General features: G+C 63.5%; 13 protein-coding genes and 1 riboswitch. Of the genes, 10 read left to right on the top strand and 3 right to left on the bottom strand.

Going from position 1 to position 11524, the window contains the following annotated elements; translation table 11 throughout:
- Positions 1-18 precede the first annotated feature (18 nt).
- Both B5525_RS20995 and folB read right to left on the bottom strand, forming a co-directional pair.
- Positions 19-546, bottom strand: a complete 528-nt coding sequence (locus B5525_RS20995; RefSeq protein ID WP_079567696.1) for a GNAT family N-acetyltransferase — start codon at positions 544-546, stop codon at positions 19-21.
- Positions 537-1040, bottom strand: a complete 504-nt coding sequence (gene folB, locus B5525_RS20990; RefSeq protein ID WP_079573625.1) for a dihydroneopterin aldolase — start codon at positions 1038-1040, stop codon at positions 537-539. The genes B5525_RS20995 and folB overlap by 10 nt, the downstream gene beginning before the upstream one ends.
- Positions 1041-1076: 36 nt before the next feature.
- A riboswitch (ZMP/ZTP riboswitch) is annotated at positions 1077-1158 on the bottom strand.
- 756 nt (positions 1159-1914) lie between these two features.
- On the opposite strand from folB, the gene B5525_RS20985 reads away from it, so the two are divergent.
- From B5525_RS20985 to fabF, 10 genes are all read left to right on the top strand, one after another.
- Positions 1915-2241 carry an IS110 family transposase gene (locus B5525_RS20985; RefSeq protein WP_244567982.1) on the top strand — a complete coding sequence of 109 codons (327 nt, stop codon included), beginning with the start codon at positions 1915-1917 and terminating at the stop codon, positions 2239-2241.
- Positions 2242-2317: 76 nt separating this feature from the next.
- Entirely contained in the window at positions 2318-2767 is a 450-nt protein-coding gene (locus B5525_RS20980) for a (2Fe-2S)-binding protein (protein WP_079567695.1), read from the top strand.
- Between the two features lie 10 nt (positions 2768-2777).
- Entirely contained in the window at positions 2778-4955 is a 2178-nt protein-coding gene (locus B5525_RS20975; RefSeq protein ID WP_079567694.1) for a xanthine dehydrogenase family protein molybdopterin-binding subunit, read from the top strand.
- Positions 4956-5006: 51 nt separating this feature from the next.
- Positions 5007-6284, top strand: a complete 1278-nt coding sequence (locus B5525_RS20970) for an NAD(P)/FAD-dependent oxidoreductase (protein ID WP_079573623.1) — start codon at positions 5007-5009, stop codon at positions 6282-6284.
- Positions 6285-6297: 13 nt separating this feature from the next.
- The gene (soxX, locus tag B5525_RS20965) at positions 6298-6735 is read left to right on the top strand and encodes a sulfur oxidation c-type cytochrome SoxX (protein ID WP_079567693.1); all 438 of its coding nucleotides are present in this window, start codon (positions 6298-6300) and stop codon (positions 6733-6735) included.
- Positions 6736-6748: 13 nt separating this feature from the next.
- Complete coding sequence (locus B5525_RS20960) at positions 6749-7228, top strand: SoxY-related AACIE arm protein (RefSeq protein WP_079567692.1); 480 nt, start codon at positions 6749-6751, stop codon at positions 7226-7228.
- A complete protein-coding gene (gene soxZ, locus B5525_RS20955) occupies positions 7228-7548 on the top strand; it encodes a thiosulfate oxidation carrier complex protein SoxZ (RefSeq protein WP_079567691.1) in 321 nt (106 codons plus the stop codon). The genes B5525_RS20960 and soxZ overlap by 1 nt, the downstream gene beginning before the upstream one ends.
- Positions 7545-8324: a sulfur oxidation c-type cytochrome SoxA gene (soxA, locus tag B5525_RS20950; RefSeq protein ID WP_079567690.1), complete on the top strand. Its 780-nt coding sequence runs from the start codon at positions 7545-7547 to the stop codon at positions 8322-8324. The genes soxZ and soxA overlap by 4 nt, the downstream gene beginning before the upstream one ends.
- Positions 8325-8400: 76 nt before the next feature.
- Complete coding sequence (locus B5525_RS20945; protein WP_079567689.1) at positions 8401-8910, top strand: winged helix-turn-helix transcriptional regulator; 510 nt, start codon at positions 8401-8403, stop codon at positions 8908-8910.
- 8 nt (positions 8911-8918) lie between these two features.
- Positions 8919-10184, top strand: coding sequence for a beta-ketoacyl-ACP synthase II (gene fabF, locus B5525_RS20940; protein WP_079567688.1), 1266 nt, complete (start codon positions 8919-8921; stop codon positions 10182-10184).
- A gap of 42 nt (positions 10185-10226) precedes the next feature.
- On the opposite strand, the gene B5525_RS20935 is transcribed toward fabF, so the two are convergent.
- Positions 10227-11432 carry a DUF3419 family protein gene (locus tag B5525_RS20935; protein ID WP_079567687.1) on the bottom strand — a complete coding sequence of 402 codons (1206 nt, stop codon included), beginning with the start codon at positions 11430-11432 and terminating at the stop codon, positions 10227-10229.
- Positions 11433-11524 lie beyond the last annotated feature (92 nt).

Here is an 11524-nt window from a genome sequence, read left to right as displayed (position 1 = left end):
ACGGAGGATGCAGACCCGTCAACGCCGCGGGTTTGATATCCGAAGGGCATAGTAACGCGAGTACGTCTCGCCGCCCGGGTCCCAGGCCGGCACGGATTGGAAGCCCAATCTTTCGTAGAGACGGTGCGAGGCTGCCAAGGAGTTATTGCTGGACAAGCGGATGCGATCGTATCCCGCCGTGCGGGCAAACCTGATCAACTCATCTGCAATTGCCCGGCCGATGCCGCGATTACGGTAGCCTGAAGCGACAAACATGCGGGCCATTTCACATTCTCGATGGTCGAGGCTCTTTATGGCGCCGGTGCCGACGATCTCGCCTTCGCTCACCGCGCACAGAAAGAGAGCCCGATCGCCGTATGCGATTTGTGCGCTGTCGACATCCGACAGACGCGTATAGATGAATTCCCGTACGAACGGATCCGGGTGTTGATCAAAATGCTCATGCCAAACGGATTCGACGAGCCGTCGGGCCGCCGGCGCGTCACCGGGAAGGAACGGCCGGATCTTCCAATCCGGTTCGAGGCGCGACCGGTCCCTCATCGGCATCCAGAACCTTGCAAGGTGCGGCTATCGTGAAGCCGGACGGCCTTTGCATCTGCGGCGACCGAAGTCGACGCCGAAAATGTTTGGGAGAAGCCGGATGCATCGGAGCACTCACCTTGGTCCAGCGCAAGGTCCGCGCGCCGCAGTCCGACCTGAACGCTGACCTGTTCTATCGAGTGGGCGATCGGCGGGCTGGATTTCGCGACAGCGACTGTCACGTCGTCCATGAGGGCGAAGCGCCGAAGCAGGCCCACGGCGATCGTCTCAGCCAGCGCCTCGAGAGTCCAGAATTTGCCCGACGCGGCGATCCGTACGGCTTCATCGACGACGGCGTCGTATCTGACGGAGGAGTCGAGATTGTCGCCACGGTGGGTCCGGACATCCCGAAATGTTGCCGAAATATCAAAAATGAATTTTTGACCGAGCGTCCGCTCTTCCTCGAACAGCCCGTGATAACCGTACGTTTGAAGCCCGGCAATGTTGATGGATGTACGCATGGGCAGCTCCCAAAGAAGCGTTTGATCGGGGTCATTCCCGATTGCCCAGGCGAACGGCGGGTTCTTCTCGCGCTTCCCGATGGTGCTCCATCCGAGGTCGCCAGTCACGCGAGTGATAAACGGTTAGCAGCTTTCGGCGACGCCGACAATCAGGAGATACGCCTCGCCGTCCAGGCTGGCCACATGCGCTTGACAGTTTTTTCCGCCATGGGTTCGCGAAGCACTCAACTGCATCCCTGCGACATGTTCGCCTGACCCGACGGGCAAATCAGCAAAAACCTGTCCAGCCCCCTTTGCAAAAATATTCTGATTTTCCGAAGAAGCAAATCACCTGTATAACCTTGCCCGTCCTGTCCCACAGAGGGGCGGCTCGAGATCGTCACGGACGCGGGACAGGATGCGATGGACGCGAGCGGCGCCAAAGACGAGGGCGCTTAACTCGCGGACGGCAAAATCGTGTGGTCCTGACGCCTCGACGCTGGCGTCAAGTTTGCGGGGAGCAATTTCCGCAAGCGACGGTGACAAAAAAGCCCGATCACCGGGGAGAGTACGACATAAGCCGTAAAACCATTGCGCGGGGAATGCCGGGTGTTTGCCGGTGTGACCTGACTAACGCGTGTGCGTTCTATCACTACCATTGCACACGCGGCTATCGGGCGCATCGGACGCCCGGCATTCCCTGCGCCCTTGTGTCCAGAAAATCTGTCAGAATGTGCGAACGGCCGGTTGCCGACCAACCGCCCGTTGCTGGAACTGAGCCCGTTGCGCCCAAAGGCGACAGAGCCTGTATCAGAGCGAGGGACAGCTCCGGTGTCTTCCTCAACCCGAACAGTTGCAAGGGCTTCGAGCCCGAACCGAGCAAGGAAGGGAGTGGATGATGGCACAAAATGATCTGGTTGTCGTCGGCATCGATGTAGCAAAGGACAAGGTGGATGCGTGCATTCGCGCGCTTGCATTGCGGCAGACGTTTCCGAACACCGCACAGGGCCACCGCAAGCTGGTTGGCTGGCTTCGCAAGCACAAGGTGAACAAGGCGGTGATGGAGGCAAGTGGCGGTTACGAGCGGGTCTGGGCCAAGGTGCTGCGCGAGGCCGGTATTGAGGTTCGGATCGTCGACCCCAAGCGGGTCCGCAGCTTCGCGCTGTCAGCGCGTAACGCCGGAGCAAATCAATTGTTCCGCATTACAAACGCAGATTCTTGATTTGAACGATTCCAGTTTCCAGTCCAGCATCCAGCCAAAGTCCAATCGATGGGTTGGACCAAAAAAGGGGATCGCGATGGCAAACCTCACTATCAACGGCAAAACTTTCGACGTGGATGTCGAGCCGGATACGCCTCTGCTGTGGGCAATCCGGGAAAATATCGGGCTCACCGGCACCAAATACGGTTGCGGCATTGCACTATGCGGCGCCTGCACCGTCCATGTCGACGGCGTCGCGATGCGCTCCTGCGGCGTATCGGTCAGCGAAGCCATCGGCAAACAGATCACCACCATCGAGGGGCTGGCGGGCGAAGGCGCCCTGCACAAGGTGCAGCAGGCCTGGATCGCCAACGACGTGCCGCAATGCGGCTATTGCCAGAGCGGCATGATCATGGCGGTGGCGGCCCTGCTCAAGGACAAACCGAAGCCGACCGACCAGGACATCGACGAAACCATCACCAATATCTGCCGCTGCGGCACCTTCCAGCAGGTGCGCGAGGCGATCCACGCCATCGCGAACGCTTGAGGAGGCGGCCATGAACCAGCACGTCAAGCTCAACCGCCGCGCCTTCGTCATCGGTACCGCCGCAACCGGCGTCGGCCTCGCTGTCGGTCTCGATCTTCCCTTCGGCGGCCCCGGCCTGGTGCGCGCGGCCGACGGCTCGCCCGAAATCAACGCCTGGGTCGTGATCCGGCCCGACGACACCGTCGTGATCCGGATCGCACGATCGGAAATGGGCCAGGGGACCCTCACCGGCCTTGCGCAACTGGTCGCCGAAGAACTCGAATGCGACTGGTCGAAGGTCACCACGGAATTCCCGACGCCGGGCGAGAGCGTGGCGCGCAAGCGGGTGTGGGGCGATTTTTCGACCGGCGGCAGCCGCGGCATCCGCGCCTCGCAGGACTACGTTCGCAAGGGCGGCGCGATGGCGCGCGTGATGCTGATCCAGGCCGCGGCCAATGAATGGAAGGTGCCGGCGTCCGAATGCACCGCCGCCAACAGCGTCATCACCCACACGCCGTCGGGACGCACCACGACCTATGGCAAGGTGGTCGAAGCCGCCGCCAAACTGGAGCCGCCGGCCGACGTCAAGCTGAAGGATCCGAAGGACTGGAGGCTCGTCGGCAAGGGCGTCAAGCGCCTCGACACCCCCGACAAGACCACCGGCACGACGGTCTACGGCATCGACATCAAACTTCCAGGCATGCTCAACGCCGCGATCAAGGATTGCCCGGTCACCGGCGGCAAGCTCACGAGTTTTGATGAAGCGAAGATCGCGGGCATGAAGGGCGTCAAGAAAGTGGTGCGGGTCGACGACAGCGCGGTGGCCGTCATTGCCGATACCTGGTGGCACGCCAAGACCGCGCTCGACGCTCTGCCGGTCGTCTGGGACGAGGGCCCCAACGCCAAGGTCAATTCGGCTTCGATTGCGAAATGGCTGGCCGAGGGCCTTGATTCCGGACCGGCCTTCGTCGGCAACAAGGTCGGCGATGCCCCGGGCTCGATCGCCGGCGCCGTCAAGAAAGTCGAGGCGGTCTACAATTATCCCTACCAGAACCACGCGGCGATGGAGCCGCTGAACGCCACCGCGCTCTACACGACAGACAAATGCGAAGTCTGGTGCGGCACGCAGAATGGCGAGGCGGCGTTCGCCGCGGCGCTGGAGGAATCCGGCCTGCCGGCGAACAAGGTCGACGTTCACAAGCAGATGCTCGGCGGCGGTTTTGGGCGTCGCGGCCAGACCGACTATGTCCGCCAGGCGGTTGCGATTGCCAAGCAGATGCCGGGCACGCCGGTCAAGCTGTTGTGGTCGCGCGAAGAGGACATGCAGCACGGCCGCTATCATCCGATCACGCAATGCAAGATGACCGGCGCGTTCGATGCCGACAACAACCTGGTCGGGCTGCACATGCGGATATCCGGCCAGTCGATCCTCGCGGCATTGCGCCCCGAGGCCATGATCAACGGCATGGATCCCGCGACGTTCGCAGGCCTTGCCCCGAAGGGCGATGCCGCGTTCGGCTATAGCGTTCCCAATCTCCTGATCGAACATTCGATGCGCAATCCGCACATCATCCCGGGCTTCTGGCGCGGCGTGAATGTCAACCAGAACGCGCTCTATGTAGAATGCTTCATGGATGAACTGGCGCATGCTGCGGGGCAGGATCCGCTCGTGTTCCGGCGCAAGCTGTTGGCCGATCATCCGAAGAACCTTGCCGTGCTCGATGCGGTGGCCGACAAGATCGGATGGGACAGGACGGCGCCGCAAGGTGTTTACCGCGGCCTCGCCCAGTATATGGGTTATGGCAGCTACGTGGCCGCAGCGGCGGAAATCTCGGTGACCGACGGCACCAAGATCAAGGTGCATCGCATCGTCGCGGCCACCGATCCCGGTTATGCCGTCAATCCCGCGCAGATCGAGCGCCAGATCGCGGGTTCCTTCGTGTTCGGGCTGACCGGGCTGTTCTATGGCGGATGCACGGTCAAGGACGGCGCCATCGAGCAGACCAATTTCGACAGCTACAATTCCATGCGGATATCCGAGATGCCGAAGGTGGAATCGATCGTGATGCCGAGCGGCGGCTTCTGGGGCGGCGTCGGCGAGCCGACCATCTGTGTGGCGGGACCGGCGGTGCTCAACGCCTATTTCGCTGCGACCGGCAAACGCATCCGCCAGGTGCCGCTGCGCGACCAGAACATCACCTTCGCCTGACCCCGGCGCGGCGGCCCGGAACGGCCGCCGCGCCATGCTGGAATGATTTTCATGGACGCGCTGCGGCTGATGACGCGGAGAAACGTCGTTGGCGGCGTCGCGGCGTCGGCAGCGGCATTCGCCTTGCCCTGCCCGTCGCGCGCGCAATCCGCCGCCCGCATCGTGGTGATCGGCGGCGGCTTCGGCGGGGCGAGCTGCGCGCGGGCGCTGAAACGCATCGATGTGAAGCTCGAGGTGACGTTGATCGAACCGAACCGGATTTTCGTGGCCTGTCCGTTCAGCAACGAAGTCATCGCGGGCTTGAGGAACCTCGAGGCGCAGCAATTTTCCTATGACAGGATCGCGGCGGAAGGCGTGACCGTGATCGCGCAGGCCGCTACGAAGGTCGATGCGAAAGCCCGCACGGTCGGGCTCGCCGACGGCACGTCGCTCACCTACGACCGCCTCGTGCTATCGCCGGGCATTGACCTGCGCCTCGATGCCCTGCCCGGCTACGACGAAGCCGCCATGATGAGGATGCCGCATGCCTGGAAGGCCGGCGCACAGACCGCGCTGCTGCGCAAACAGTTGGCGGCTATGGACGACGGCGGCCTCGTCGCGCTCGCGGTGCCCGCGAGCCCGTCGCGCTGTCCGCCGGCGCCGTACGAGCGCGCCAGCCTGATCGCGCATTATCTGAAAACCAAGAAGCCACGCTCCAAGATCCTGATCCTCGACGCCAAGGACGCGTTTCCGCAACAGCGCCTGTTCGAGAATGCCTGGAGGGACCTCTATCCCGGCATGATCGAACGCATATCGCTGTCGCAAGGTGGCCGGGTCACTTCGGTTGATCCCACCACCAACACCATCGTCACCGATTTCGGCAATTACACAGCCCAGGTCGCCAATGTGATTCCGCCGCAATGGGCCGGCCGCATCGCCGACACTGCGGGTGCGGTCGACAACACCGGCTGGTGTCCGATCGATCCCGTGACCTTTGCCTCCAGACTCGTGCCCGATATTCATGTCATCGGCGACGCCTGCTTCGGCGGCACCATCCCGAAATCCGCTTCCGCCGCGAACGCGCAAGGCAAGACCTGCGCCGAAGCGATTGCTAGGCTGACCGCCGGCAAATCGCCTGATATGCCGCGGCTGGTCGGCGCCTGCTATAATACGGTCGCGCCCGGCTACGCCTTCTCGCAATCGGGCGTCTATCTGGCCCGGGAGGGGATGTTCGCAGAAGCTGAGCCAGTCACCACCAGTCCGATCGATGCGCCGCGCGAGGTGCGCGCGCGGGAAGCCGACGAGGCGAAATCCTGGTACAGCACCATCACGGTGGATGCCTTTGGCTAGATCGGCGACAGTAATGGCCGGTGCGTGGCTCGCCGCCGCTACATTCGCCCTGCCCTGCGCGGCGGAGGATGCGGGATTGCGGAGTTATGTCATCGCCGGCGACGCGATTCCGAAATCGCTGACGGGTATGCCGGGCGACGCGGCGCGCGGACGCGCGCTGGTGCTGGATCGCGCCAGCACCTGCATCCTCTGCCACTCCGGCCCGTTCCCGGAAACGAGGTTTCAGGGCGATCTCGCGCCAAACCTCAAAGGAGCCGGAAGCCGCTGGTCCGAAGGCCAGCTCCGGTTGCGGCTGGTCGATGCCTCCAGCCTCAATCCCGCGACCATCATGCCGTCCTATTATCGCGTCGAGGGACTGCTGCGCGTAGGCGCGGCATGGCGCGGCAAGCCGATCCTGTCGGCGGAACAAATCGAGGATATCGTGGCATATCTCACAAGCCTGCGTGAATAGGAACGGACCAGTAATGCAGCAGCATGAAAATTCCACGCGCCGCCGGTTCCTCGGCCTCGCCGGCAGCGCGGCCGCACTGGGCGCGGTTCCCGTCGTCTCCCTGCGGCCGGCGGACGCGACACCGGCGATGCTCGCCGCCGCGATCCGCAATGTTGTCGGCAGCGCCGTGGTGCGCACGGGAAAGGTAAAACTCGACATTCCGCCGCTGGTCGAGAACGGCAACACCGTGCCAATGACCGTCAGCGTCACAAGCCCGATGACGCCGGAAGACTACGTCAAGAGCATCCACGTCTTCAACGAGAAGAACCCGCAGCCGAACATCGGCAATTTCTATCTCGGCCCGCGCGCCGGACGCGCGCAAGTTTCGACCCGCATCCGCCTCGCCGACAGCCAGAAGATCGTCGCCATCGCACATTTGTCCGACGGCTCGTTCTGGTCCGCCACGGCCGACGTCGTGGTGACGCTCGCCGCCTGCACCGAAGAGGTGATCTGATGACCCCCGCGCTGATCAACATTCCGAAAAAGGCGAAACGCGGCGAGATCATCGAGATCAAGACGCTGATGTCGCATATCATGGAGACCGGCTATCGCCATACCTCGACCGGCGAAGCCGTTCCGCGCAACATCATCACGAGCTTTACCTGCCGCTACAACGGCGGCGAGATCTTCCGCGCCGATCTGTTTCCGGCGATTGCCGCCAATCCCTTCATCACCTTCTTCACGGTCGCGACCGAGAGCGGCAAATTCGATTTCGAGTGGATCGGTGACAAGGGATTTTCCGAGACCGCCTCAGCCTCGATCATCGTCGAATGAGCCCTGCCCGCGCCATCATCGTGGCCGCGCTGCTGGTCGCGTCCTCTTTGGTTCGCGCCGCCGAAATCCCGGCAAGCGAGCGCCGCTCCGGATTCAGCTTCATGACTCCGGAAACCCAGGCGATGCAGAACGACGACACCGCCAATCCCGGCATGCTCTTTGTGCTCGACGGTGAGGCGCTATGGAATAATAAAGCTGGCTCCGCCGGCAAGGCCTGCGCCGACTGCCACGACGACGCGCGCGCCAGCATGAAGGGCGTCGCGGCGCGCTATCCCGCCTTCGACAAGGCGCTCGGCCGTCCCGTGGATCTGGAGCGGCGCATCAATCTGTGCCGGGCGAACCATCAACAGGCCACGCCGCTCGCCTACGAAAGCCGCGAGCTATTGGCGCTCACCGCCTTCGTCGCGCAGCAATCGCGCGACATGCCGATCGTGGCCGGCGACGATCCGCAGCTTGCGCCTTTCATCACCAAAGGCCGCGAGTTGTTCATGCAACGGCAGGGCCAAGTCAATCTCGGTTGCGCCAATTGCCATGACGACAATTGGGACAAGCATCTTGCCGGCTCCGCCATCACGCAAGGACATCCGACCGGTTATCCGCTCTATCGGCTGGAGTGGCAGTCGCTCGGCTCGCTGCAACGCCGGCTGCGCGGCTGCATCACCGGCATTCGCGCCCAGCCCTATGAGTACGGTGCGCCGGAGCTGGTCGAGCTCGAACTATATTTGATGTCGCGCGCCCGCGGGATGCCGATCGAAACGCCGGCGGTACGTCCTTGAGCTGAGCGGCGTACGGCACGTGGAGGCGGGACAGGTACTTGCAAAATGAAAGTACCTATCCTAGCTTGATAACGTCATGCAGCCGCGGAAAAAACCTAGCTCGGAATGCCCAGCCGCCAGGACATTGGAGTCCGTCGGCGAATGGTGGAGCATTCTGATCCTGCGCGATGCCTTTCAGGGCTGTACCCGTTTCGAGAAATTCCAGAGGAGCCTCGGTATTGCGCCGAACATTCTGGCCCGGCGCCTGAAACACCTCACCGCGCAGGGCATGTTCGAACGCCGCCTCTATCACAAGAGGCCGAATTGGTATGAATATGTACTCACCCCGAAGGGCCGCGACTTCTTTCCGGTGGTGGTGGCGATGTTCGCCTGGGGCAACAAACACCTGTCGCCGAAAGGCAAGTCGCTGCTGATGGCGGATCGGGCGTCGTCGCGCGCGGTTGAACCGATCATCGTCGCCGCCGGCACGCTGACGCCGGTTACGCCGGATAATGTCGTGCTCGTTCCCGGCCCGAAGGCGAGTCCCGACATGCTTCGGCGGCTGGGTTCGATGCGGGCCCTGCGGCCAGATTCCCCTCCGACATAGGCACCCACATGCGCAGGATCGTCGTGACAGGCATGGGAGCGGTGTCGCCGCTCGGCTGCGGCGTGGAATTGATCTGGTCGCGCCGGCTCGCGGCGCGATCGGGCCTGCGCGCAATACCCGCGTCGATCAGCGCGGACCTTGCCGCCAGAGTGGTCGGACTGGTACCCGACAAGAGCAACGACCCGGACGGCGGCTTTGATCCGGATGCGGTCGTGGCGCGCAAGGACCAGCGCAAGATGGACCGCTTCATTCTGTTTGCGATCGTCGCCGCAGCGGAGGCGATCGCGCAAGCCGGATGGGCTCCAACCGATGCCCAATCGCTCGAGCGAACCGCAACGGTAATCGCCTCGGGCATCGGCGGATTCCCGGCGATTGTCGAGGCGGTGCGCACGACGGACCACCGCGGCATCCGGCGTCTGTCGCCGTTCACGGTGCCATCCTTCCTGGTCAACCTGGCGGCCGGACATATCTCGATTCGTTACGGCTACAAGGGACCGCTCGGCGCGCCGGTCACGGCCTGCGCGGCCAGCGTCCAGGCGATCGGAGATGCCGCGCGCTTGATCCGGGCCGGCGATGCGGACATTGCAATTTGCGGGGGCGCGGAAGCGTGCATCGATCTGGTCAGCCTGGGAGGCTTTGCCGCGGCGCGCGCGCTTTCGACCGGATTCAACGATATGCCAGCACGCGCATCGCGCCCGTTCGACCGCGACCGCGACGGCTTTGTCATGGGCGAAGGCGCAGGGATTCTCGTGATCGAGGAACTGCAGCACGCGCTGGCCCGGCAGGCCCAACCGATTGCCGAGATCGTGGGCTACGGCACCACTGCCGATGCCTACCACCTGACATCGGGACCCGAGGACGGCGAAGGGGCCGCCCGTGCGATGCGACTGGCGCTGCGGCAGGCGGGCCTGGCGGCAGGCGATGTCCAGCACTTGAATGCCCACTCAACTTCGACGCCGGTCGGAGACAGCGGCGAACTGCAAGCCATCAAGACCGTTTTCGGCAGCGACAGGAAAATCGCGGTCAGCGCGACAAAGTCAGCCACCGGGCATCTGCTCGGCGCCGCCGGCGGACTGGAGGCGATCTTCACCGCTCTCGCCCTTCGCGACCAGATCGCTCCGCCGACGCTCAATCTCGAGAATCCCGATCCGCTTGCCGACGGCGTCGATCTGGTCGGCCATGAAGCCCAGAGCATGCCGATCACGCACGCTATCTCGAATGGCTTCGGTTTCGGCGGCGTCAACGCGAGCGTGATTCTTCGCCGCTGGTCGTGATACGCACGCGTTCGGCAGTTTCACTCCCTCGTGCGGCGCGTGTCAGCGCCGAACGTAGCAGTGGAAGCCGCCGTAGATTCCCGAGCGGTCCTGGGCGAAGCCGATCGCGCTTCGCTCGTCGTCGCGCCGCCAGATTTCCCGCAAGGGAGCAAGTTCCGCGCTCTCCAAAGGAGACTCGGTGCCGGCAGTGCGGAAGATCACGCGCACCTCGTCGCTGCCGGTGCGATCGATGGCGTTCCAGAGTGCTGTGATCTCGTCCGCCGCCATCCAGTCCTGCGAGTCCAGGAGGATCACGGCATCGACCTCGCGGGCCGGCAGATTTTCCAGGAACTGACGGAGATTGGCGTGCACCGGGATGATCAGGCCGGCGCCGTCGCGCATGCGGTTGAACTGGCGGCGTTGCAGATAAGGCGGCAGGCAGCGATCGCCGGGGCCGGAATAGCTGCGATGCAGCGCCTGCCAGGCGAAATAATTGGTGTCGTTGGGATGACCGTTGATCAGGCGCAACAACCGCTCATGCAGCACCTCGTTGATCGGGGCGTCCGCGCCGAGCAGCGCCCGCTGCTGCGGCGGAATGCCGAGACTGAACAACAACGCCGGCGTACCCGTGAGCAGACGCGCCAGGCGCGAATGAAACAGCCGGTCCAGGCGATCCAGCGCCTGCAAGCGCGCGGGGTCATCCGCCTTGCCGGTCAGCAACGCAGTGAGATCGATCCGGGCGAACTTCGCCAGCAGATGCGCAAGACCGATGAAGCGGCCGAGCATGCCGTGGCGGTAAAATCCGTCGGTGAAATAGGCATGCCGCGGACGGCCGATCACGTTGCGCTTGTCCCAATAGGCGCGCGCATCGGCGTCCAGCATCAGCCACAGCCGCTCGCGATAAAGCTGCGCGTTGGCGGGAGAAGCGGCCTCGCCGAAGAACTGCCAGAACTCGGCGTAACCGGAAAATGCGCGAAGCCCGGCAAGCTTGAGCTTGAGCAGCGAAAGATGCGCCTCGTTGAGGTCGACGGCATAGACCTGGGCCGGTTGCGCGGTGAGATAGGACAGCGCGTTGCAGCCGCCGGAAGAGATCGTGACGATGGTCGAGCCGAGCGGCAATTGCAGCGCGGCAAGATCGGCTTCCGGATCCTCCCAGATCTGGGTGTAGACTAGGCGGCGGAACCAGAATGCGAACAACCTGTCCCAGACGGTCGCCTCAGTTTCATCCCTGCTGTTGCGAACCGCGTCCGCGATCAATTGCGTGTTCATCCATCCCTCGAATCAACAATCTCATCAAGGTATCGCCGGCTCACTGCAGTTTTGCGACAGCGGAAGGCGTTATGACAACGCGGGATCTCGGT

Source organism: Bradyrhizobium erythrophlei (genome assembly GCF_900129505.1).
In the GTDB taxonomy this organism is placed as follows: Bacteria; Pseudomonadota; Alphaproteobacteria; order Rhizobiales; family Xanthobacteraceae; genus Bradyrhizobium; species Bradyrhizobium erythrophlei_D.
The sequence above is the reverse complement of the archived record's forward strand: the minus strand, read 5'-3'. Positions and strand labels throughout refer to the sequence as shown.

Coding starts and splice junctions, on each gene's coding strand:
- B5525_RS20995 (WP_079567696.1), bottom strand. CDS start 546: ATGCCGATGAGGGACCGGTCGCGCCTCGAACCGGATTGGAAGATCCGG.
- folB (WP_079573625.1), bottom strand. CDS start 1,040: ATGCGTACATCCATCAACATTGCCGGGCTTCAAACGTACGGTTATCAC.
- B5525_RS20985 (WP_244567982.1), top strand. CDS start 1,915: ATGATGGCACAAAATGATCTGGTTGTCGTCGGCATCGATGTAGCAAAG.
- B5525_RS20980 (WP_079567695.1), top strand. CDS start 2,318: ATGGCAAACCTCACTATCAACGGCAAAACTTTCGACGTGGATGTCGAG.
- B5525_RS20975 (WP_079567694.1), top strand. CDS start 2,778: ATGAACCAGCACGTCAAGCTCAACCGCCGCGCCTTCGTCATCGGTACC.
- B5525_RS20970 (WP_079573623.1), top strand. CDS start 5,007: ATGGACGCGCTGCGGCTGATGACGCGGAGAAACGTCGTTGGCGGCGTC.
- soxX (WP_079567693.1), top strand. CDS start 6,298: ATGGCCGGTGCGTGGCTCGCCGCCGCTACATTCGCCCTGCCCTGCGCG.
- B5525_RS20960 (WP_079567692.1), top strand. CDS start 6,749: ATGCAGCAGCATGAAAATTCCACGCGCCGCCGGTTCCTCGGCCTCGCC.
- soxZ (WP_079567691.1), top strand. CDS start 7,228: ATGACCCCCGCGCTGATCAACATTCCGAAAAAGGCGAAACGCGGCGAG.
- soxA (WP_079567690.1), top strand. CDS start 7,545: ATGAGCCCTGCCCGCGCCATCATCGTGGCCGCGCTGCTGGTCGCGTCC.
- B5525_RS20945 (WP_079567689.1), top strand. CDS start 8,401: ATGCAGCCGCGGAAAAAACCTAGCTCGGAATGCCCAGCCGCCAGGACA.
- fabF (WP_079567688.1), top strand. CDS start 8,919: ATGCGCAGGATCGTCGTGACAGGCATGGGAGCGGTGTCGCCGCTCGGC.
- B5525_RS20935 (WP_079567687.1), bottom strand. CDS start 11,432: ATGAACACGCAATTGATCGCGGACGCGGTTCGCAACAGCAGGGATGAA.